The sequence below is a fragment of the Caballeronia sp. LZ043 genome (assembly GCF_031451075.1).
Classification (GTDB): domain Bacteria; phylum Pseudomonadota; class Gammaproteobacteria; order Burkholderiales; family Burkholderiaceae; genus Caballeronia.
This window is the reverse complement of sequence record NZ_JARUXT010000001.1, coordinates 2,293,272-2,314,932: the sequence shown is the minus strand read 5'-3', so window position 1 is coordinate 2,314,932 and position 21,661 is coordinate 2,293,272. Positions and strand designations below refer to the sequence as shown.

General features: G+C 65.7%; 16 protein-coding genes and 1 pseudogene. 13 read left to right on the top strand and 4 right to left on the bottom strand.

Annotation, left to right across the window (positions count from 1 at the left end; genetic code table 11):
- Positions 1–212: 212 nt before the first annotated feature.
- The 5 genes from leuS to QCE64_RS10510 all read left to right on the top strand — a co-directional run bounded on the left by leuS (position 213) and on the right by QCE64_RS10510 (position 6,408).
- A complete protein-coding gene (gene leuS, locus QCE64_RS10530) occupies positions 213–2,807 on the top strand; it encodes a leucine--tRNA ligase (RefSeq protein WP_309918384.1) in 2,595 nt (864 codons plus the stop codon).
- A gap of 31 nt (positions 2,808–2,838) precedes the next feature.
- Positions 2,839–3,417: an LPS assembly lipoprotein LptE gene (gene lptE, locus QCE64_RS10525; protein WP_309918381.1), complete on the top strand. Its 579-nt coding sequence runs from the start codon at positions 2,839–2,841 to the stop codon at positions 3,415–3,417.
- 19 nt (positions 3,418–3,436) lie between these two features.
- Positions 3,437–4,534 carry a DNA polymerase III subunit delta gene (gene holA, locus QCE64_RS10520; protein ID WP_309930998.1) on the top strand — a complete coding sequence of 366 codons (1,098 nt, stop codon included), beginning with the start codon at positions 3,437–3,439 and terminating at the stop codon, positions 4,532–4,534.
- Positions 4,535–4,696: 162 nt separating this feature from the next.
- Entirely contained in the window at positions 4,697–5,968 is a 1,272-nt protein-coding gene (locus tag QCE64_RS10515) for a glutamate-5-semialdehyde dehydrogenase (protein WP_309930996.1), read from the top strand.
- A 23-nt stretch (positions 5,969–5,991) separates the two neighbouring features.
- Positions 5,992–6,408 carry a CopD family protein gene (locus tag QCE64_RS10510; RefSeq protein WP_309918373.1) on the top strand — a complete coding sequence of 139 codons (417 nt, stop codon included), beginning with the start codon at positions 5,992–5,994 and terminating at the stop codon, positions 6,406–6,408.
- A gap of 36 nt (positions 6,409–6,444) precedes the next feature.
- Here QCE64_RS10510 and QCE64_RS10505 read toward each other — a convergent pair whose 3' ends face one another.
- Positions 6,445–7,284: a MurR/RpiR family transcriptional regulator gene (locus QCE64_RS10505; RefSeq protein ID WP_309809737.1), complete on the bottom strand. Its 840-nt coding sequence runs from the start codon at positions 7,282–7,284 to the stop codon at positions 6,445–6,447.
- Between the two features lie 299 nt (positions 7,285–7,583).
- On the opposite strand from QCE64_RS10505, the gene edd reads away from it, so the two are divergent.
- The 4 genes from edd to QCE64_RS10485 all read left to right on the top strand — a co-directional run bounded on the left by edd (position 7,584) and on the right by QCE64_RS10485 (position 12,409).
- Complete coding sequence (gene edd / locus QCE64_RS10500; protein ID WP_309930994.1) at positions 7,584–9,524, top strand: phosphogluconate dehydratase; 1,941 nt, start codon at positions 7,584–7,586, stop codon at positions 9,522–9,524.
- Between the two features lie 81 nt (positions 9,525–9,605).
- The gene (gene eda / locus QCE64_RS10495; RefSeq protein WP_309918367.1) at positions 9,606–10,235 is read left to right on the top strand and encodes a bifunctional 4-hydroxy-2-oxoglutarate aldolase/2-dehydro-3-deoxy-phosphogluconate aldolase; all 630 of its coding nucleotides are present in this window, start codon (positions 9,606–9,608) and stop codon (positions 10,233–10,235) included.
- Between the two features lie 304 nt (positions 10,236–10,539).
- The gene (locus QCE64_RS10490; RefSeq protein WP_309902797.1) at positions 10,540–11,904 is read left to right on the top strand and encodes a GntP family permease; all 1,365 of its coding nucleotides are present in this window, start codon (positions 10,540–10,542) and stop codon (positions 11,902–11,904) included.
- A gap of 10 nt (positions 11,905–11,914) precedes the next feature.
- Complete coding sequence (locus QCE64_RS10485) at positions 11,915–12,409, top strand: gluconokinase (protein ID WP_310003705.1); 495 nt, start codon at positions 11,915–11,917, stop codon at positions 12,407–12,409.
- 80 nt (positions 12,410–12,489) lie between these two features.
- On the opposite strand, the gene purB is transcribed toward QCE64_RS10485, so the two are convergent.
- The 3 genes from purB to QCE64_RS10470 all read right to left on the bottom strand — a co-directional run bounded on the left by purB (position 12,490) and on the right by QCE64_RS10470 (position 15,700).
- On the bottom strand, positions 12,490–13,878 hold the full coding sequence (gene purB / locus QCE64_RS10480) for an adenylosuccinate lyase (RefSeq protein WP_309918362.1): 1,389 nt from the start codon (positions 13,876–13,878) through the stop codon (positions 12,490–12,492).
- A gap of 75 nt (positions 13,879–13,953) precedes the next feature.
- Complete coding sequence (murU, locus tag QCE64_RS10475; protein ID WP_310003703.1) at positions 13,954–14,655, bottom strand: N-acetylmuramate alpha-1-phosphate uridylyltransferase MurU; 702 nt, start codon at positions 14,653–14,655, stop codon at positions 13,954–13,956.
- A 19-nt stretch (positions 14,656–14,674) separates the two neighbouring features.
- Positions 14,675–15,700, bottom strand: a complete 1,026-nt coding sequence (locus tag QCE64_RS10470; protein ID WP_310003700.1) for a phosphotransferase — start codon at positions 15,698–15,700, stop codon at positions 14,675–14,677.
- A gap of 225 nt (positions 15,701–15,925) precedes the next feature.
- Here QCE64_RS10470 and QCE64_RS10465 point away from each other — a divergent pair.
- From QCE64_RS10465 to rsmA, 4 genes and pseudogenes are all read left to right on the top strand, one after another.
- A pseudogene (locus QCE64_RS10465) lies at positions 15,926–18,316 on the top strand (LPS-assembly protein LptD).
- 123 nt (positions 18,317–18,439) lie between these two features.
- Positions 18,440–19,801, top strand: a complete 1,362-nt coding sequence (locus QCE64_RS10460; protein WP_309809721.1) for a peptidylprolyl isomerase — start codon at positions 18,440–18,442, stop codon at positions 19,799–19,801.
- 4 nt (positions 19,802–19,805) lie between these two features.
- Positions 19,806–20,789 (top strand): 4-hydroxythreonine-4-phosphate dehydrogenase PdxA, encoded by a 984-nt coding sequence (pdxA, locus tag QCE64_RS10455; protein ID WP_309918350.1) that lies wholly within the window; start codon positions 19,806–19,808, stop codon positions 20,787–20,789.
- 31 nt (positions 20,790–20,820) lie between these two features.
- On the top strand, positions 20,821–21,651 hold the full coding sequence (gene rsmA, locus QCE64_RS10450; RefSeq protein ID WP_310003697.1) for a 16S rRNA (adenine(1518)-N(6)/adenine(1519)-N(6))-dimethyltransferase RsmA: 831 nt from the start codon (positions 20,821–20,823) through the stop codon (positions 21,649–21,651).
- Positions 21,652–21,661 lie beyond the last annotated feature (10 nt).

The following is a 21,661-nucleotide window of genomic DNA, read 5'->3' as shown; positions in this document are numbered from 1 at the left end:
CGTGCATGCGCCTGACGCGCCGCATCGAACGGTATAATCGCGATTTGCCCGTTTTTGCGCGGATTGCCTCCGCCGGCGGGCCGACATTCGACGCCGCGCCGGTCCGGCACACGAGACCCCGTGACCCCGCGGCGCCAGGATCAGCCGTTTGCCATCACGAGAGCGGCGGGTTCCGAGGTCCGTTCCCAGCCTTAGCGTAAAGCCACCACACCATGCACGATAAATACGTACCCGCCGACGTCGAATCCGCCGCGCAGACCACCTGGCGTGCGAACGACGTCTACCGGACGACCGAGACGTCGGCCAAGCCCAAGTTTTACTGCGTCTCGATGCTGCCGTATCCGTCCGGCAAGCTGCACATGGGTCACGTGCGCAACTACACCATCAACGACGTGATGTACCGTTACCTGCGCATGAACGGCTACAACACGCTGATGCCGATGGGCTGGGACGCGTTCGGCATGCCCGCCGAGAACGCCGCGATGGCCAACGGCGTGCCGCCGGCGAAGTGGACGTACGAGAACATCGCGTACATGAAGAAGCAGATGCAGTCGATGGGTCTCGCCATCGACTGGTCGCGCGAAGTCGCCACGTGCTCGCCCGAGTACTACAAGTGGAACCAGTGGCTGTTCCTCAAGATGCTGGAAAAGGGCATCGCCTACAAGAAGACCGGCACTGTGAACTGGGATCCGGTCGACCAGACCGTGCTCGCCAACGAGCAGGTCATCGACGGGCGCGGCTGGCGCTCGGGCGCGCTGGTGGAAAAGCGCGAAATCCCGATGTACTACCTGCGCATCACCGATTACGCGGATCAACTGCTCGACGACCTCGAAGGCCTCGGCTGGCCCGAGCGGGTCAAGATCATGCAGCAGAACTGGATCGGCAAGAGCTTCGGCGTGAACTTCGGCTTCCCGTATGAGATCGACGGCGAAGCGAAGCTGCTGCGCGTCTTCACCACGCGCGCCGACACCATCATGGGCGTCACCTTCGCGGCGGTCGCGGCGGAGCATCCGCTTGCCACGCGTCTCGCGCGCGACAACGCGGAACTGCAGGCGTTCATCGACGAATGCAAGCGCGGCGGCGTGGCGGAAGCCGATGTTGCCACCATGGAAAAGAAGGGCGTGCCCACGGGCTTCTTCGTCACGCATCCGCTGACGGGCGCGCAGGTCGAAGTGTGGATCGGCAACTACGTGCTGATGTCCTACGGCGAAGGCGCGGTGATGGGCGTGCCGTCGCACGACGAGCGCGACTTCGCCTTCGCGAAGAAATACAGCCTGCCGATCAACCAGGTGATCGATGTCGAAGGCAAGACCTATTCGACCGACGCCTGGGAAGAATGGTACGGCGACAAGACCGCGGGCAAGCTCATCAACAGCGGCAAGTACGATGGCCTGACCACGGCGGAGGCCATCGACGCGATCGCCGCCGACCTGAAGGCGAAAGACCTCGGCGACAAGCAGATCACCTGGCGCCTGCGCGACTGGGGCATCTCGCGCCAGCGCTACTGGGGCACGCCGATCCCGATCATCCATTGCCCCAAGTGCGGCGACGTGCCGGTGCCCGAAAAGGACCTGCCGGTCGTGCTGCCGGAAGACCTCGTGCCGGACGGCTCGGGCAATCCGCTGGCGAAGTCGGAAGCGTTCCTGAACTGCGCCTGCCCGACCTGCGGCGCCGCTGCGAAGCGCGAAACCGACACGATGGACACCTTCGTCGATTCGTCGTGGTACTTCTCGCGCTACGCGGCGCCGGACGCCACGAGCATGGTCGACGAACGCACCGACTACTGGATGCCGATGGACCAGTACATCGGCGGGATCGAGCACGCGATCCTGCACCTGCTGTATTCGCGCTTCTGGGCCAAGGTCATGCGCGACATGGGGCTGGTGAAGTTCGGCGAGCCCGCGAAGAACCTGCTCACGCAGGGCATGGTGCTGAACGAGACCTTCTATCGCGAGGACGCGGCCGGCAAGAAGACCTGGTACAACCCGCTCGACGTCACGGTCGCGCACGACGACAAGGGCCGTCCCACGGGCGCGACGCTCAATGCCGACGGCCAGCCGGTCGTGCTGGGCGGCGTCGAGAAGATGTCGAAGTCGAAGAACAACGGCGTCGATCCGCAGACGCTGATCGACCAGTACGGCGCGGACACCGCGCGCCTGTTCGTGATGTTCGCGGCGCCGCCGGAGCAGTCGCTCGAATGGTCGGGCGCGGGCGTGGAAGGCGCGAGCCGCTTCCTGCGCCGCGTGTGGCACTTCGGGCACGACAACGCCGCCGCGCTGCGCCAGCATGGCAAGCTCGACGCGGCGAAGCTCGGCGACGCCGACCGCGCACTGCGCCGCGAGATCTACACCGTGCTCAAGCAGGCCGATTTCGACTATGGCCGCCTGCAGTACAACACGGTCGTGTCCGCCGCGATGAAGATGCTCAACGCGCTCGAAGGCGCGAAGCAGGCGGGCGAGGGCGTGCTGAACGAGACCTTCGGCGTGCTGCTGCGCGTGCTGTATCCGGTGGTGCCGCACGCGACCTTCCAGTTGTGGTCGGAACTCGGTTACGCCGACACTTTCGGCCCGCTGCTCGACGCACCCTGGCCGAAGGTCGACGAAGCCGCGCTCGAACAGGCGGAAATCGAACTCGTGCTGCAGATCAACGGCAAGGTGCGCGGCGCGCTGACCGTCGCGAAGGACGCCTCGCGCGACGCCATCGAGCAGGCGGCGGTCGCGCATGACATGTTCGGGAAGTTCTCCGAAGGCCGCACGCCGAAGAAGGTGATCGTGGTGCCGGGGCGTCTCGTCAACGTGGTCGTGTAATGCGTCCGATGCCCAAAACCAAGGAGTCGATGTGACCGGAAAAGCCTTCGAAAAAGGCGTCAGCAGGCGTTCGTTCCTCGCGCTCCTGGGCGGCGCGGCCGTGCTGTCCGCGTGCGGCTTCCAGCTGCGCGGACAGCAGGACTATGCGTTCAAGCGGCTCGCCATCAGCGGCGGCGCGCCGCAGATGGTCGGACGCCTCGAGCGCATGATCCAGGGCGGCAGCGATACGGTGGTGGTCAAGGCGTACGAGAAGCCGGACGCCACGCTGCGCCTGACGGAAGGCCAGGGCATGCGCACGCTCAGCCTGAACTCGCAGGGCGTCGTGCAGGAATACGAGCTCGTCTACAGCCTGAATTACACGCTGGTCGGCGCGGACGGCACCTTGCTGATTCCGCCGAGCGTGATCGCGCTGAACCGCTCGATGACCTACAGCGACCAGTACACGCTCGCCAAGTCGCAGGAATCGACGCTGCTTTACACCGACATGCGCAACGACGCCGTGGATCAGCTGACGCGTCGGCTCGCCACGGTGCGCTCGCTGCATCCGGCGCCGGGCGAGCAGACCCCGGGCGTCGCGCCGCGCGCGCCGCTGCCGGTGCCGCCGCTTTGAACGCCAGCAACCCGCGCGCATGCAACTGAAGCTCGACGCGCTCGACGCGCATCTCGCGAAAGGCCTGAAGGGGCTGTACGTCGTCCATGGCGACGAGCATCTGCTCGCGCAGGAAGCGTGCGACCGCATCCGGGCCGCGGCGCGCGCAGCCGGCTTCACGGACCGCTCGGTGTTCACGGTCGAGCGCGGTTTCGACTGGAGCGCGCTGCTCGGCGCTACCCAGTCGATGTCGCTGTTCGGCGACCGCCAGCTGATCGAGCTGCGCATTCCCACCGGCAAGCCGGGCAAGGAAGGCGCGGAGGCGCTGAAGGCGCTCGCCGCCGCCGACAATCCCGACGTCGTCACGCTCGTCACGCTGCCGCGGCTGGACAGCGCGACGCAGAAATCGGCGTGGTTCAGCGCGCTGCTCGGCGCGGGCGTCGCGTTGAAGATCGACGCGATCGAGCGCGCGCAACTGCCGATGTGGGTCGGCCAGCGGCTCGCACAACAGGGCCAGCGCGTTCCTCCCGGCGAGGACGGACGGCGCGCGCTGGCGTTCATCGCGGAACGGGTGGAAGGCAACCTGCTCGCCGCGCATCAGGAAATCCAGAAGCTCGGCCTGCTGTATCCGGAAGGCGTGCTCAGTTTCGAGCAGATTCACGATGCCGTGCTCAACGTCGCGCGCTACGACGTGTTCAAGCTCAACGAAGCGATGCTGACCGGCGACGTCGGCCGGCTCGCGCGCATGCTCGACGGCCTGAAGGGCGAGGGCGAAGCGGCCGTGCTGGTGCTGTGGGCGCTGGTCGAGGAAGTGCGCACGCTGTTGCGCATCAAGCGCGGCGTCGCCGCCGGCAAGCCGCTCGCCACGTTGATGCGCGAGAACCGCGTGTGGGGACCGCGCGAGCGGCTGATCCCGCCGGCGCTGTCGCGGGTGACGGACGAGGCGCTCGAAAAGGCGCTCTCGCTGGCGGCGCGGCTCGATCGTCAGGTGAAAGGGCTGTCCGGCGGCACGGGCAAGCGCGGCAGCGAGACGCCGCCCGATCCGTGGGCCGGCATGTTCGAACTCGCGATGGCCGTGGCGCACGGCGGCCAGCCGGGGCGGACCGCGGCGATGGCCTCGGCGCGACCGCGTCGATAAGTTGCGTCGAGGTTGCGTCGATAAGGCGCGGCCGTCGCGGCCTGTTTCACGCGGCGTCCCGGCTTAGAATGAATTCTGCGCGGCTGGCTCGCGGACGCCCGTCCCGCACCGGCCAGCGCGCAGAAAACACTGCGGATCAGCGGCATCAGGAAGAGACTCACGATGAACATCGACCAGTACATGACCGACCTCGGCCGCCGCGCCCGCGCGGCGTCACGCGCGATGGCGCGGGCCTCGACGGCGGCGAAGAACGCCGCGCTGCTCGCGGTGGCGGACGCCATCGCACGCGAGCGCGAGGCGCTCAAGCAGGCGAACGCACGCGACCTCGCACGCGCGCGCGAAAAAGGCCACGACGCCGCATTCATCGACCGGCTGACGCTGTCCGACAAGGCCCTCGACACCATGGTCGAAGGCCTTCGCCAGGTAGCCGCGCTGGCCGATCCGATCGGCGAGATCAGCGGCCTCAAGTTCCGTCCGAGCGGCATCCAGGTTGGGCAGATGCGTGTGCCGCTCGGCGTGATCGGCATCATCTATGAATCGCGCCCGAATGTGACCATCGACGCCGCCGCGCTCTGCCTCAAGTCCGGCAACGCGACCATCCTGCGCGGCGGGTCCGAGGCGCTCGAATGCAATACGGCGCTCGCGAAACTGATCGGCGTCGGGCTGGAAACGGCGGGCCTGCCGCAGGACGCGGTGCAGGTGGTGGAGACAGCGGATCGCGCGGCGGTCGGCAAGCTGATCACGATGACCGAATTCGTCGACGTGATCGTGCCGCGCGGCGGCAAGAGCCTGATCGCGCGCCTGATGGAAGAAGCGCGCGTGCCGATGATCAAGCATCTTGACGGCATCTGCCACGTCTACGTGGACGACCGCGCGGACCTCGTGAAGGCCGCGGCCGTCTGCGACAACGCGAAGACGCATCGCTACGGCACCTGCAACACAATGGAAACGCTGCTGGTCGCGCGCGGCATCGCGCATGAAGCGCTGCCGCTGCTCGCGCGTGCGTATCAGGCAAAGGACGTCGAGTTGCGCGTGGATGCCGCCGCGCGCGCCGTGCTGGAGGCGGCGCGGATCGGCGGGCTCGTCGACGCCACCGAAGCCGACTGGAGCACCGAATATCTCGCGCCGGTGCTCGCGGTGAAGATCGTCGAAGGGCTGGACGAAGCCATCGACCACATCAATGCCTACGGCTCGCATCACACCGATGCCATCCTCACCGAAGACCACGACCGCGCCATGCGTTTCCTGCGCGAAGTGGATTCGGCGAGCGTGATGGTCAACGCGTCGACGCGTTTCGCCGATGGTTTCGAATTCGGGCTGGGCGCGGAGATCGGCATTTCGAACGACAAGCTGCATGCGCGCGGCCCGGTGGGTCTGGACGGACTGACCTCGCTGAAATACGTCGTGCTGGGGCGCGGCGAAGTGCGTCAATAACCTCGCGAAAACCAACAAGACCGATGCTCTGGATCAAATCGTTGCACATCGTGCTGGTCGCCTCGTGGTTCGCGGGACTGTTCTATCTGCCGCGCATCTTCGTGAACCTGGCGATGGAAACCGACCCCAAGGCCACTGCGCGCCTCCTGCTGATGGCGCGCAAGCTGTTCCGCTTCATGACTTTCATCGCGGTGCCGGCGCTGGCGTGCGGGCTGTGGTTGTGGCTCATTGTCGGCATCGGCGCGGGGCAGGGCTGGCTGCACGCGAAGCTCACTATCGTCGCGCTGATCATCGTCTATCACGCGTATTGCGGACGCCTGCTGCATACCTTCCAGCGCGGCGAAAACAAACGCTCGGACAAGTGGTATCGCATGTTCAACGAGCTGCCGGTGCTCGGCCTGCTCGGTGCGACGCTGCTCGTGGTCGTCAAGCCTTTCTGATCTTTCTGATGTCTCCCGCGTGAGCCGCGCCGCGGCTCACGTGCCCACCCGGCGGCTCTCCAGCACGTCCTTCGCTTCCGCGAGCTTTTCCGCCAGCTTCGGACCGCGTGCGAGGGCCAATCCCACCGCCAGAATGTCGCCGATCGCGAGATGCGAGACGCGCGACGTCATCGGCGAAAAGATATCCGTGTCCTCGTCGACGTTGGCAAAGAGTCCCACCGTCGCCAGCCGCGCCAGCGGCGAGTTGCCGTGCGTGATCGCGATCACTTTCGCGCCGCCGTGCAGCGCGGACTTGCACGCATCCAGGATGTCGCGCGTGCGGCCGGTGTTCGAGATCGCGACGATGGCATCGCCCGGGCCGAGCAGCGCGGCCGAAGTCGTGTACGTGTGCGGATCGGAATAGGCGACGGACGGCACGCCGAGCCGGAAAAACTTGTGCTGCATGTCGAGCGCGGCAATGCCGGAACCGCCCGCGCCGTAGAACTCGATGCGCCGCGCGTCCGCGAGAATCGCGATGGCCGCCGCGACGCTGTCCGAAGACAGACTGTTGCGTACCTCGATCAACGCGCCGATGGTCCGGTCCAGCACCTTCGCCGCGACGCCCGCCGGCGGCTCGTCGCTCTTCACATCGCGATAAACGGTGGGAACGCCCGCTGCTACGCCTTGTGCCAGGCGGATCTTGAATTCCCGAAAGCCGGAAAAACCGAGCGCCTGGCAGAAGCGCGCGATGGTCGGCTGGCTCACGCCGGCGCGCGCGGCGAAATCGGTCATCGAGAGATCGAGCACTTCGCGCGGCGCTTCGAGCACGTAGTCGGCCAGCTTGCGCTCGGAGGGCCGCAACTGTTCGCGCATTGCTTCGACTTGGGACAGCAACATCGGAAATCTCGCCTATGCTGAAAATTGATTGCGACTATAGCCGATCATTCGGCTTGTACAAATACTACATAATTTCGGCGGTATAACTCAGGGATTTCCCTGAGAAGCGCATCGTGAAAGCTTAAGCGCACGATGCTTTGAAGTGCGTTGTCCGCATAAACCCCATTGAATGCATGTAGTTTTTCTACTAATATTCGGTCCATCGGCGAACGACACGACAACAACTCCAGCGCCGTTCCTCGCAATTCCAAACCCCATCTCGACGGCAAGCGCGCCGGGAGTGAGACGAAGGAGCATCGATGGTTTCCCCGCATTCGCAACTGAAGCACGTCACCGACCGCATCATCGCGCGCAGCAAGCCGACGCGCGCCGCTTATCTGGCGCGCATCGACGCCGCGCAGGGCATGTTCCCGGCGCGTGGCGCGCTGTCCTGCGCGAACCTCGCGCACGGCTTCGCGGGCCTCGAGGGCCAGGAAAAATTTGCGATCAAGGCGGTGCGCGAGCCGAACATCGGCATCGTGTCCTCGTATAACGAAATGCTGTCCGCGCACGCGCCCTACAAGAGTTTTCCGGACCTCATCAAGCAGGCGGCGCGCGAACACGGCGGTATCGCGCAGTTCGCGGGCGGCGTGCCCGCCATGTGCGACGGCATCACGCAGGGCAATGCGGGCATGGAACTGTCGCTGTTCTCACGCGAAGTCATCGCGATGAGCACGGCCGTCGCGCTGACGCACAACATGTTCGACGCCGCGCTGTGTCTCGGCGTGTGCGACAAGATCGTCCCGGGCCTGGCCATCGGCGCGCTGCAGTTCGGCCATCTGCCAACCATCTTCGTGCCGGCCGGCCCGATGACCAGCGGCCTCACCAACGACGACAAGGCCAAGGTGCGCCAGGAGTTCGCCACCGGCAAGTGCGACCGCAGCGCGCTGCTCGAAGCCGAGGCGGCCGCGTATCACGGCCACGGCACCTGCACGTTCTACGGCACCGCCAACAGCAACCAGATGCTGATGGAAGTGATGGGCCTGCATCTGCCGAGTTCGGCGTTCGTGCATCCGCACACCGAACTGCGCGATGCGCTCACCGCCGAAGCCGCACGCCGCGTGCTGGACCTGACGCACGAGCGCGGCAACTACACGCCGATCGGCCATGTGGTCGACGAAAAGGCCATCGTCAACGGCATCGTCGCACTGCTCGCGACGGGTGGCTCAACCAATCACACGCTGCACCTCGTGGCGATCGCGCGCGCGGCGGGCGTCATCATCGACTGGAATGACTTCGACGAGCTCTCGCAAGCCGTGCCGCTGCTCGCGAAGATCTACCCGAACGGCAAGGCCGACGTGAACCACTTTCACGCGGCGGGCGGCGTCGCGTTCCTCGTGCGCAATCTGCTCGAAGGCGGACTGCTGCATGAGGATGTGCAGACGGTCGCGGGCCGGGGGCTGTCGCATTACACGAAGGAGCCGAAGCTCATCGACGGCAAGCTGCAATGGATCGACGGCGCCGCCGAAAGCCACGACAGCAAGGTGCTGCGCGGCATCGGCGAGCCGTTCCAGCCGGACGGCGGCCTGCGTCTGATGCAGGGCAAGCTCGGCCGCGGCGTCATCAAGATCTCGGCGGTCGCGCCGGAGCATCGCGTGGTGAAGGCGCCGGCCATCGTCTTCAATTCGCAGGAAGAAGTGCAGGAAGCCTTCGACAAGGGCGAGCTCAAACGCGACTTCGTCGCCGTGGTGCGTTTCCAGGGCGCGCGGGCGAACGGCATGCCGGAACTGCATCGATTGACGCCGCTGCTGGGCGTGTTGCAGGATCAGGGCTTCCATGTCGCGCTGGTCACCGACGGACGCATGTCCGGTGCATCGGGCAAGGTGCCGGCGGTGATCCACGTGTCGCCCGAGGCGCTGCTGCAAGGTCCGCTCGGCAAGGTGCGCACCGGCGACATGCTGGTGATCGACGCACCGTCCGGCGTGCTCGACATCGAGATCGACGAACAGGAATGGGCGGCGCGCGAAGTCCAGGCGCCGCTGTATCAGGCCGAGAACGAAGTCGGCTTCGGGCGCGAACTGTTCGGCGTGTTCCGCAGCGCGGCGCTGCCGGCGGAAGAGGGCGCATCGGTGTTCGGCGCGCTGATCGGCGCGGACGCTGCGCAGGCCGACGGCGCGGCGCTGCAGGAGCGCAACCCGTTGCGCGACAACGCGCGCGCGGCGGCATCGGCGCTCAACAAGGCGCACGCCGCGCATCACTGACGCTGAACGGCCCGGGCCCGGCCGGAGAGAACCCCGCGGATTGCCCGCCAGGGCGCCGCATCAAACCAGGAGTCGCATCACATGAAAACGGTAAGCGAAATCGTGCGTCTGGGACCGGTGATTCCGGTTCTGGCCTTCGACTCGGTCGAGCAGGGCGAACACGTGTCGCGCGCGCTGCACGCAGGCGGCGTGAAGGTGCTGGAAATCACGCTGCGCACGTCGGCCGGCATTGCCGCGATCGAACGCGCGAGCCAGCTCGCGGACGACATCGTGGTCGGCGTGGGCACGATCACGAAGCCCGAGCATTGCGCGCAGGCGAAGAAGGCAGGCGCGAAGTTCGGCGTCTCGCCGGGTCTGACGAAGGACATGCACAAGGCCGCGCAGGACGCCGGCCTGCCGCTGCTGCCGGGCGTCATGACGCCATCCGACATCATCGCCGCCATGGAACTGGGCTACGAGATCGTCAAGTTCTTCCCGGCGCAACAGGCGGGCGGCATTCCGATGCTGCAGGCGTTCTACGGCCCGTTCCCCAATCTGCGCTTCTGCCCGACCGGCGGCATCACTGCCGAGACCGCGACCAGTTTCCTCGCGCAGCCCAATGTGGTGTGCGTCGGCGGTTCGTGGCTGACGCCCAAGGCGGCGCTGGCCGCACAGAACTGGGACGAAGTCACGCGCCTCGCGCGTGCCGCAAGCGAACTGGCGCCGCACTGATGTTCCATGCGATGGGCGCGCGCATGCCCCGCGCGTCCATCGACGATAAAAAGATGGGAGACAGCCTGTGATCCGGATGCGCCGTCGGGCCATCCGCGACATCGCCGATGAAAAGACGCCGCGAAACCCGCACGTCTTCGGCTGAAACGCCTTTCAGCAAGTAAAATCCTGTTGCCCAGCGCCTGACGCGGGCGTGCCCGTTGCTGCTGCGCCGAGTTCGCCACCGAACTCGCCAGTAAGGATTGCGATACAGGCCGCACGCAAGGCGAAAAAATAACCTGAACAAAGAAATAAAGGAGGCGTCATGCCAGCCGTCCACGGGAGCATGCTCTTGCTCTACGCGGTGATCGCGATCGCGGTTCTGATCCTGATGATCGCGCGCTACAAGGTCTATCCATTCCTCGTCCTGATGATCGTCTCCGTGCTGCTCGCGCTCGCGGTCGGCATGCCGATGGACAAGATCGTCAAGTCGTTCGAAACCGGCAACGGCAATACGCTCGGCCACATTGCCATCGTGGTCGGCCTCGGCACCATGCTCGGCAAGATGATGGCCGAATCGGGCGGCGCCGAGCGCATCGCCAATACGCTGATCGATCTCTTCGGCGAGAAGAACATTCACTGGGCGATGATGGTCGTCGCGATCATCGTCGGCTTGCCGGTGTTCTTCGAAGTCGGCTTCGTGCTGCTGATTCCGATTGCGTTCAACGTCGCCAAGCGCACTGGCAAGTCGCTGCTGCTGATCGGCCTGCCGATGGTCGCCGGTTTGTCCGTCGTGCACGGGCTGATTCCGCCGCACCCGGCCGCGCTGCTCGCGGTGCAGGCGTATCACGCGGATATCGGCAGGACCATTGCCTATGGCCTGATCGTCGGCATTCCGACGGCCATCGTCGCCGGTCCGCTGTTTGCCTTGCTGATCAGCCGTCACATCAAGCTGCCGGACGCCAACGCGCTCGCCGACCAGTTCGTGCAGAAGCACGGCGAAGCCGACACGAAGCGCGTCTTGCCGAGTTTCGGCATCACGCTGTTCACCATCCTGCTGCCGGTGATCCTGATGCTGATCGGCAGCTGGGCGGATCTGGTCTTCACACCGAAGACGCTGCCCAATGACCTGCTGCGCTTCATCGGCCAGTCGGACATGGCGCTGCTGATCGCGGTGCTGGTCAGCTTCTGGACCTTCGGCGCGAAGCAGGGCTTCAATCGCGAGCAGATCCAGAAGTTCTGCGGCGAGTGTCTTGCGCCGATCGCCGGCATCACGCTGATCGTCGGCGCGGGCGGCGGTTTCGGCCAGGTGCTGCGCGACAGCGGCATTTCCCAGCAGATCGTTGCGACGGCGTCGTCCGCGAATCTGTCGCCGCTGCTGCTCGGCTGGTTCGTCGCGGCATTGATCCGTCTGGCCACCGGCTCGGCGACGGTCGCGATGACCACGGCCTGCGGCATCGTCGCGCCGATCGCGGCGGCGGCGGGCGGTCACACGAGCCCGGAATTGCTGGTGCTGGCCACCGGCTCCGGCTCGCTGATCTTCTCGCACGTGAACGACGGCGGCTTCTGGCTGATCAAGGAGTATTTCGGGATGACGGTCGGTCAGACGTTCAAGACCTGGTCGCTGCTCGAAACCATCATTTCACTGTTGGGACTGGGTTTGACCTTCGCGCTTGCGGCGGTCGTGTAAGGAGATTTCGATGATTCTGATCGCGATGGGTGTGTCGGGCGCCGGCAAGACCCGCATCGGCGAGTTGCTGGCCGAACGGCTGCAGTGTGCCTTCACCGACGGCGACGCGTTTCACAGCGAAGCCAACAAGGAAAAGATGCACCAGGGCATTCCGCTCACTGACGACGACCGCTGGCCGTGGCTCAAGACCATTCGCGCCGCGATCGAGGAGAAGCAGCGCGCGGGCGAGACGGCGGTGTTCACGTGTTCGTCGCTGAAGCGCTCGTATCGCGATGTGCTGCGCGACGGCGACAAGGATGTCTGCTTCGTCTATCTGGAAGGTTCGTTCGACGTGTTGAAGGAGCGCATCGGCACGCGCACGGGGCACTTCTTCGACCCGACGCTGCTGCAAAGCCAGCTCGACACGCTCGAACCGCCGGGCGAGGACGAGGCGATCGTCGTGAACATCGAGCACACGCCGGAACAGATCGTCGATATCGTGATGGAGCAGTTGAAGACGCGCTGAGCTGAACGCGGCTTTCGGAAAGCAAAACGCCCCACGCTGCGCAGGCAGCGTGGGGCGTTGTCTTTCGTGCGGACGATTTTTTAGCCGATGCGCTTCGCCAGCTCCACCGCACGGCCGATATACGAACCCGGCGTCATGTCCAGCAACAGCTTCTTCGCATCCTCGGGGATGGCGAGACCCGTGATGAACGTCTGCAGCGCCTCGCGCGTGATGCCCTTGCCGCGCGTCAGTTCCTTCAACTGCTCGTACGGGTTCTCGATGCCGTAGCGGCGCATCACCGTCTGCACCGGCTCGGCGAGGACTTCCCAGGTATTGTCGAGATCTTCGTTGAGACGCGCCGCGTTGACTTCGAGCTTGTCGAGGCCGCGGATCAGCGAGTCGTAGGCGAGCAGCGAGTAGCCGAACGCCACGCCGATATTGCGCAGCACCGTGGAGTCCGTCAGGTCGCGCTGCCAGCGCGAGACGGGCAGCTTGTCGGCGAGATGGCGCAGCGTGGCGTTGGCCAGGCCGAGGTTGCCTTCCGAATTCTCGAAGTCGATTGGGTTGACCTTGTGCGGCATCGTCGACGAACCGATTTCGCCGGCCTTGGTCTTTTGCTTGAAATAGCCGAGCGAGATGTAGCCCCACACGTCGCGGTCGAGGTCGAGCAGGATGGTGTTCGCGCGCGCAATGGCGTCATACAGTTCGGCCATGTAGTCGTGCGGCTCGATCTGCGTGGTGTACGGATTGAAGGTGAGCTTCAGGCGGTTCTCGACGACGTCCTTCGAGAACGTCTCCCAGTCGAACTCCGGATACGCTGACAGATGCGCGTTGAAGTTGCCGACCGCGCCGTTCATCTTGCCGAGCAGTTCCACCTTTTCGATGCGCTGGATCGCGCGCGCCAGACGCGCCGCAACGTTGGCGATTTCCTTGCCGAGCGTCGTCGGGCTGGCGGGCTGGCCGTGCGTGCGCGAGAGCATCGGCTGTTCGGCCTGCGCGTGCGCCAGCTTGACGAGGCGTTCATGCACCGAGCGCAGCGCGGGCAGGATCACGTGCTCGCGGGCGCCGGCGAGCATCAGGCCGTGCGACGTGTTGTTGATGTCTTCGGAGGTGCAGGCGAAGTGGATGAACTCGCTCGCGCGTTCCAGTTCGGCCTGGCCCTTCACCGATTCCTTGAGCCAGTATTCGACCGCTTTCACGTCGTGATTCGTGACGCGTTCGATGTCCTTGATGCGCGCCGCGTCATGGGCGGTGAAACGTTCGGCGAGGCCCAGCAGGAATTGCTCGGACGCCTCGGAGAAGCGCGGCACTTCGGCGAAGCCCGCACGCGACAGCGCGATCAGCCAGTGAATCTCCACCGTCACGCGATGGCGCATGAACGCGGCTTCGGACAGCCATTCACGCAGGGCCTCGGTCTTGCCGGCATAACGGCCGTCGAGCGGCGAGAGCGCGGTGAGCGCAAAGAGAGTATCGGGACGGGTATCGGACATGATTGCTTGTCGCAACGGAAGGAAAAGACGGAAGAACCGCGCATTTTACCATCGGATGCGGCGCAATCCGGGCGCTCACCGCGAACGCAGCGCCTCGTCCAGCGCCTGCAGCTGCGCGGGCGTGCCGACGTTCTCCCAGCGGCCCGGGTACAACTCGCCGCTCGCGCGTCCGGCGCCGATGGCTTCGCGATAGTACGGCGTGAGCGCGCGGCGCGTGCCGGGCACGAGATCACGGAACATGCGCGGGTCATACAGACCGATGTTGCCGAAGGTGACGCGCGGTTCGCCGTCGAGCGCAAGCAGGCCGTCGCGCAGCGCGAAATCGCCCGCGGGATGGAACGGCGGGTTCGGCACCATCACCAGATGCATGCCGGGCTCGCTGCGCGCCTGCAATTTATCGGCGTTGGCGCGCAGGGACGCGTAATCGAAGTTGCAGAACACGTCGCCGCTCACTGCGACGAACACCTGCTCGCCGAGCAGAGGCAGCGCCTGCGCGATGCCGCCCGCCGTTTCCAGCGCCTCGGTTTCCGGCGAGTAGCGCAGCACGACGTCCCAGCGCGCGCCGTCGCCGAGCGCGGCTTCGATGCGCGCGCCCAGCCAGGCGTGATTGATGACGATGGTGCGAATGCCCGCCTGCGCCAGCCGCTCGATCTGCCAGACGATCAGCGGCTTGCCGCCCGCTTCGAGCAGCGGTTTCGGGCAGGTGTCGGTGAGCGGGCGCATGCGTTCGCCGCGGCCGGCGGCGAAGATCATCGCCGTTGTCAAAGCGTGCGTCATCGTGGTCCGGAGTTCAGATTCAGAAGGTGTAGCCGACTTCCTGCGCGCGGCCTTCGAGCGAATCGAGCAGGCGCGCGAAGGGCCACAGCGGCGCATAGCGTTCGGCCACCTTGCGCGCATAGCCGATGAAACGCGGCAGGTCCGAGAGATAGCGCGGCTTGCCGTCGCGATAGTGGATGCGCGCGAACAGCCCGAGCACCTTGATGTGCCGTTGCAGGCCCATCCATTCGAGCTGCCGGTAGAACTCGCCGAAATCGGCATCCACGGGCAGGCCGGCCTTCTTCGCGCGTTCCCAGTAATACGCGATGCAGTCGAGCTCGAACGCCTCTTCCCAGCTGATGAAGGCGTCGCGCATCAGCGAGGCCATGTCGTAGGTGATCGGACCGTAGACCGCATCCTGGAAATCCAGCACGCCGGGATTCGGCTCGCAGACCATCAGGTTGCGCGGCATGAAATCGCGCAGCATGAAGGTCCGCGGCTGCGCGAGCGCGCTCTGTTCGAGCAGCGTGAAGGTGGCGTCGAGCACCTTGCGTTCGTCCGCCGTGACCTCGCGGCCCAGGTGACGCCCGATGAACCACTCGGGCAACAGCTCCATCTCGCGGCGCAGGAACGCCTGGTCGAAGGCCGGCAGCACGCCTTCGCGCGCCGTCTGCTGGAAGCGGATCAGCGTGTCGATGGCCGAGCGCATCAGGGGCCGCGCATTCGTCTCGTCGAGGACGGAGATGTACGTGGTGGTGCCGAGATCGGTGACGAGCATGAAGCCGGCGTCGAAATCGGCTTCGAGAATCTTCGGCACATGGGCCTGCGCCGCTTCCAGCAGGCCCGCGACCTGCACGAATTCACGGCACTTTTCGGGCGGCGGGGCGTCCACCGCGATCAGCGTCGCGCCGAACTCCGCGTCACTTTCCAGGCGGAAGTAGCGGCGAAAGCTGGCGTCGGCGGAAGCGGGAGCGAGACTGGTGAGGTTCAGCCGGTAGCGTCCGGCAAGACGTTGAAGCCATGCGCCGAGTTGTTCAAGGCGCGCGTCGGAAGGAATGTTCGTCATAAATTCGAGGGGCCAAACATCTTGCCATATAATACCCCACGACTTTTTAAGCGATCCGTTTCACGCCTGGCGCCAGGCCCCCGACGACTGTGAGCGTCATCGTTCAATCGAGTGTCGTCCCTGCTAGCAACGGACCGTCAAGTTCGTGATTGCGGTGAGGGCACGGCCGCCTGCCCGGCGGCATCGGGCGCATGGGACGCAAACGGAATCGAACCGCACCCATCCATGCCGCCACGACAGTTTCCCGTTTTGAAAATCAACGCTGACGCTCAGCCACGCAGGCGGCGGCTCGTCGTCGCGCTGCTGTCCGTGCCGGGGCTGATGCCCGCGCTCGCGCATGCGCAGCTCGTCGGGCCCGCGGCTAATCCGGTCCCGCTCGACGGCGCCGACAGCCTGCGCCTCGCGCCGCAGCTCGAAGAGCGCCCGTTGCAGGCCGGCCAGCAGCCGACCACCTTCCTCCTGGGCGACAAGACCACCGGCACGTCCGACGAGGACATGGCCGCGAAGGGTTCGGCCGAAGTGCGGCGCACGGTGACGGTCATCAAGGCCGACGCGCTGCACTACGACCAGGACACCGACATGGCCGATGCTTTCGGCAATGTCAGGTTGATCAACAACGGCGTGTCGTTCCTCGGTCCGGAAGCGCATCTGAAGGTGGAGGCCAACGAAGGGTTCATGACGAACCCGAAGTACCACTTCAACCTGACGGGCGGTTCGGGCAGCGCCGAGCGCATCGACATGATCGACAACGAGCGTGCGCGCGTCGATCACGGCACCTATACCGCCTGCGCGTGCGCGACCGATCCGGCGTGGTACATCAAGGGCACGTCGTTCGACTTCGATACCGGCGCGGAAGAAGGCATTGCGCACAACGGCGTGCTGTTCTTCCAGGGCGTGCCGGTGTTCGGCAGCCCGTGGATGTCGTTCCCGCTGACCGGCGACCGCCGCAGCGGCCTGTTGCCGCCCACGTTCTCGCTCAGCTCGACGACCGGTTTCGAAGCGACGATCCCGTACTACTTCAACATCGCGCCGAACCGCGACCTCACCATCACGCCGCGCATCATGACGCGCCGCGGCGTGCTGGGCGAGGCGAATTACCGCTATCTGTCGCCCAACTATTCGGGTTCGCTGGACGTCAACTATCTGCCGAACGACCGCGACACGCATACCAACCGTTACGCGATCTTCTGGCAGCACCAGCAGAACTTCGGCAACGGCTTCGGCGGCTATGTCAATTACAACAAGGTTTCGGACTCGCAGTATCCCGAGGACCTGGGCAACGCGTCGAACCAGTTCCTGAACGGCACGCAGCTGCTGTATCAGCAGGAAGCGGGTCTCACGTACAACAACGGCCCGTGGTCGGTGCTTGCCCGCGAACAGCGCTGGCAGACGCTGCAGCCGTCCATTCCGCCTTATGCGCGCGAGCCGCAGGTCAACGTCCAGTACAACAAGTACAACGTCGGCGGCTTCGACTACGGCGCGGAACTGGACGCCACGCGCTTCACGATCTCGCAGGAAGGCGCGACCGACGGCAACCGGCTGTACTTCAATCCGTACCTCAGCTACGGCATCAACGCGCCGGGCTACTTCATCACGCCGAAGGTGCAGTGGCACTTCGCGTCGTATGACCTGAGCCACATCGCCACGTCGCAGGTGTCGGGCTCGTCGCCGCCGGTCGCGGGCCAGCCGAAGAACTTCACCGAGTCGATCCCGACGCTGAGCTTCGACACCGGGCTCGTGTTCGAGCGCTCGGTGCGGCTGTTCGGCCAGGACTATATCCAGACGCTGGAGCCGAGGCTCTACTACGTCTAAACGCCGTACCACAACCAGGATTTAGCGCCGATCTTCGACACCTCCGTATCCGACTTCGGACTGGCCGAGATCTACACGCCGAACACCTTCGTCGGCAACGACCGCATCGCCGACGCCAACCGCATCACGGCCGGCCTGACCACGCGCTTCATCAATCCGGCGACCGGCGACGAACGCGCGCGTTTCGTGATCGCGCAGCAGTACTACTTCGAGAGCCAGCGCGTCACGATCACGCCGGACCAGCTGCCCGACCAGGCCAAGCACTCGGACCTGATCGCGGGCGCGGCGATCAAGCTCGGGGCAGGTTTCGCTTCGGAAACCGCGTTCCAATATAATGTCGACAACAACCAGCTCGTGCGTTCGAGTATCGGTTTCGCGTTCAGTCCCGGCGCGCGCAAGGTGATCAACGTCGGCTATCGCTATACGCGTTCGAACCAGACCACCTTGTCGAACGAGCCGATCAACCAGATCCTGGTGTCCGGCGAATGGCCGCTCACGAACCGCCTCTACGCGGTCGGGCGCGTCAACTACGACATGGCGAGCCATCGTCTCGTCGACGGGCTGCTGGGCTTCCAGTACGATGCCGACTGCTGGGCGCTCGGCTTCGGCGTGCAGCGCTACGCCAACGGTGTCAACACCACGGGCCAGCTTTCGTCGGGCACGCGGGTGCTGGCGCAGCTGACGTTCAAGGGCTTGTCGAACGTCGACAACGGTCTCGTCAGCGCATTCCGCTCGAGTGTCCAGGGGTATCAGTCGCCGCCGCCGGCCGCGCCGCCGCTCGCCCGCTACAGCGATTACGAGTGACATTGCCGCGGCGAGCAACAGACAGGCAACGGACAGGCAACACGCAAGCGGCGCCAGGCAACGGCGCCGCGCACCACACACGCAGCACACGAACGGGTGAAGCTGGAATTTGATGGAGTCTCTGTGTCAAACGTGAAATTGTTTAGATCGACGGCCATCGTGGCGGGCGCGCTCGCCGCAGCGTTGATCCTGAGTACGCCGGCCGGCGCGCAGGCGTTGTCGAACCGCAATGCGCAGGTGGCGGATTCCGTGGTCGCGGTCGTGAACGACGGCGTCATCACGCAGCGCGAACTGGAAGAGCGCACCGCGCTGATCGCCAAGCGTCTCCAGCAGCAGAACGCGCCGCTGCCGCCCGCGGACCAGATGCAGCGCCAGGTGCTCGATCAGATGGTGCTCGAGCGCATCCAGCTTCAGAAGGCGAAGGACGACGGCATCAACGTCGACGACGCCACCGTGAACCGCACGCTCGCCCGCCTGGCCCAGCAGAACCAGATGACGCTCGACGTCTACCGCTCGCGCATCGAGGCACAGGGCGTGCCCTGGGCCACCTTCGTGCGCGACGCGCGCACCGAACTCACGCTGTCGAAGCTGCGCGAGAAGGAAGTCGACAGCAAGATCACCGTGTCGGACGGCGAAGTGGCGAACTACATCGCCAGCCAGCGCGGTCCGGGCGCCCGCAACACGAGCGACCTGCACTTGCAGCACATCATGTTCAAGGTGCCGCAGGACGCGCCCGAGGCGGACGTCGCGGCGGCGCAGGGCAAGGCGGACGCCGTGCTGAAGCAGGCGCTCAACGGCGACGATTTCACCAAGCTCGCCAAGAACAACTCCCAGGACACCGACGCCTCCAAGGGCGGGGATCTCGGCTTCCGTGCGCCGGCTTCGCTGCCGGCGGGCATCGTGACGGCGGTCGCGACGCTGCGTCCGGGTCAGGTCGCGCCGACGCTGCTGCGTACGAGCGGCGGCTTCGAAGTCATCAAGCTGGTGGACCGGCGCGCGAGCCAGGGCACGGCCGCCGACGCCCCCAAGCTCACGCAGACCCACGTGCGCCACATCCTGCTGCGCGTGACGGACGGCATGTCGGAACAGGCGGCGCGCCAGCGGCTGCTCGACATCAAGCAGCAAGTATTGGCGGGCGGCGACTTCGCGAACTTCGCGCGGACCTATTCGCAGGACGGCTCGGCCTCGCAGGGCGGCGACCTCGGCTGGATCAGTCCGGGCGAAACCGTGCCTGAATTCGAGCGCGCGATGAACAACCTGCAGGACGGCGCGGTCAGCGATCCGGTGCGCAGCGAGTACGGCTACCACCTGATCCAGGTGCTCGGCCGTCGCGAGGCGGAAGGCTCGGCGACGCAGCAGCTCGACATCGCACGTCAGGCGATCGGTCAGCGCAAGGCGGAACAGGCCTATTCCGACTGGCTGCGCGAACTGCGCGACACCGCCTACGTCCAGTACAAGGGCGTCGCTGCCCAGGCGCAGCAGTAAGCAGATGAGCACCGCCGACCCCCGCCCGCTCGCCATCGCCATCACGACGGGCGAGCCGGGCGGCGTCGGCCCGGAACTGACGGCGGCGGCGCTCGCGCAGGCCCGCACGCGCTGGCCGCAGGCGCGCTTCACGGTGCTCGGCGACCGCGCGCTGCTCGCCGAACGTGCCGGCGCAAGCTGGCCGGCGGCGGGTGAGCCTGTCGAACTGGAACATCACGCGCTTGCCGTGCCCGCCGAGGCAGGCAAGCTGAACGCGGCCAACGGGCGCTATGTGCTCGGCCTGCTCGATGCCGCCATCGACGGCGCCGTGTCCGGCCGTTTCGACGCCATCGTCACCGCGCCGCTGCAAAAGAGCACCATCAACGACGCCGGCGTGCCCTTCACCGGCCACACCGAATATCTCGCCGAACGCACGCATACGCCGCGCGTGGTCATGATGCTGGCGGGTTCGGGCGAGCGTCCGCTGCGGGTCGCGCTGGCCACCACGCATCTGCCGCTGAAGGACGTGTCGGCCGCACTGAGCGTGGCGGGACTCGTCGAGACCTTGCGCATCATCCATCACGACCTGCGCGCGCATTTCGGCCTGGCCGCGCCGCGCATCCTCGTCACCGGCCTCAACCCGCACGCGGGCGAGAACGGCTACCTGGGCCGCGAGGAAATCGACGTGATCGCGCCTGCGCTAGAACAGGCGCGCGCGCTCGGCATCGACGCACCGGGACCGTATCCCGCCGACACCCTGTTCCAGCCGCGCTATCTGCAGGACGCGGACTGCGTGCTGGCGATGTTCCATGACCAGGGCCTGCCGGTGCTGAAATACGCCACGTTTGGCGAAGGCATCAACGTGACGCTGGGCCTGCCGATCATCCGCACCTCGGTGGATCACGGCACCGCGCTCGATCTCGCCGGCACGGGCCGCGCGGACGCGGGCAGCATGATCGCCGCAATCGACGCCGCCGTCACGATGGCGCGCCACAAACGCGCGGCCTGAAAGCCGCCGCGCGAGCTTCATTCAAACGAACATGCCGACCAAACATCAAGGCCATTTCGCGCGCAAGCGCTTCGGGCAGAACTTCCTCGTCGATCAGGGCATCATCGATTCGATCGTCGACACCATCGCGCCCCGCCGCGGCGAGCGCATGGTCGAGATCGGGCCGGGCCTGGCCGCGCTGACCGAACCGCTGATCGACAGAGTGGCGACGCCGGAATCGCCGCTGCATGCGGTGGAGCTGGACCGCGACCTGATCGGGCGGCTGGAGAAGCGTTTCGGCGAGCGTCTGGTTTTGCATTCCGCCGATGCCCTCGAATTCGACTTCGGCGCGCTTGCTCAAGCTGATGAGAGCGGCAAGCCTACGCTGCGCATCGTCGGCAATCTGCCGTACAACATTTCGAGCCCGCTGCTGTTTCATCTCACGCGTTTCGCGCACCGGGTGATCGACCAGCACTTCATGTTGCAGGACGAAGTGGTGGACCGGATGATCGCTGAACCCGCCAGCAAGGACTACGGGCGCCTGTCCGTGATGCTGCAATACCGCTACGTGATGGACAAGCTGCTCGACGTGCCGCCCGAATCGTTCAATCCGCCGCCGAAGGTAAATTCCGCGATCGTGCGCATGATTCCGTTCGCGCCGCACGAGTTGCCCGACGTGGATGAGAACGCGCTGTCGGACGTCGTGAAGGCGGCCTTCGCACAGCGTCGCAAGGTCTTGCGCAACAACCTGTCGGCTTACCGCGAGTCGATCGATTTCGATGCCATCGGTTTCGATCTCACCCGCCGCGCCGAGGAAGTGCCGGTCGCGGAGTTCGTCGCGCTGGCGCAGGCGCTGCAACGCTCGCGCCGGGCGCCATCCTGACATCAGGACT

Excerpts from the sequence above, each read along its gene's own strand:
- holA (WP_309930998.1), top strand. The coding sequence starts at position 3,437 with ATGCAACTGAAGCTCGACGCGCTCGACGCGCATCTCGCGAAAGGCCTG.
- QCE64_RS10510 (WP_309918373.1), top strand. The coding sequence starts at position 5,992 with ATGCTCTGGATCAAATCGTTGCACATCGTGCTGGTCGCCTCGTGGTTC.
- QCE64_RS10490 (WP_309902797.1), top strand. The coding sequence starts at position 10,540 with ATGCCAGCCGTCCACGGGAGCATGCTCTTGCTCTACGCGGTGATCGCG.
- QCE64_RS10485 (WP_310003705.1), top strand. The coding sequence starts at position 11,915 with ATGATTCTGATCGCGATGGGTGTGTCGGGCGCCGGCAAGACCCGCATC.
- purB (WP_309918362.1), bottom strand. The coding sequence starts at position 13,878 with ATGTCCGATACCCGTCCCGATACTCTCTTTGCGCTCACCGCGCTCTCG.
- QCE64_RS10470 (WP_310003700.1), bottom strand. The coding sequence starts at position 15,700 with ATGACGAACATTCCTTCCGACGCGCGCCTTGAACAACTCGGCGCATGG.
- pdxA (WP_309918350.1), top strand. The coding sequence starts at position 19,806 with ATGAGCACCGCCGACCCCCGCCCGCTCGCCATCGCCATCACGACGGGC.
- QCE64_RS10505 (WP_309809737.1), bottom strand. The coding sequence starts at position 7,284 with ATGTTGCTGTCCCAAGTCGAAGCAATGCGCGAACAGTTGCGGCCCTCC.
- QCE64_RS10515 (WP_309930996.1), top strand. The coding sequence starts at position 4,697 with ATGAACATCGACCAGTACATGACCGACCTCGGCCGCCGCGCCCGCGCG.
- eda (WP_309918367.1), top strand. The coding sequence starts at position 9,606 with ATGAAAACGGTAAGCGAAATCGTGCGTCTGGGACCGGTGATTCCGGTT.
- leuS (WP_309918384.1), top strand. The coding sequence starts at position 213 with ATGCACGATAAATACGTACCCGCCGACGTCGAATCCGCCGCGCAGACC.
- rsmA (WP_310003697.1), top strand. The coding sequence starts at position 20,821 with ATGCCGACCAAACATCAAGGCCATTTCGCGCGCAAGCGCTTCGGGCAG.
- murU (WP_310003703.1), bottom strand. The coding sequence starts at position 14,655 with ATGACGCACGCTTTGACAACGGCGATGATCTTCGCCGCCGGCCGCGGC.
- edd (WP_309930994.1), top strand. The coding sequence starts at position 7,584 with ATGGTTTCCCCGCATTCGCAACTGAAGCACGTCACCGACCGCATCATC.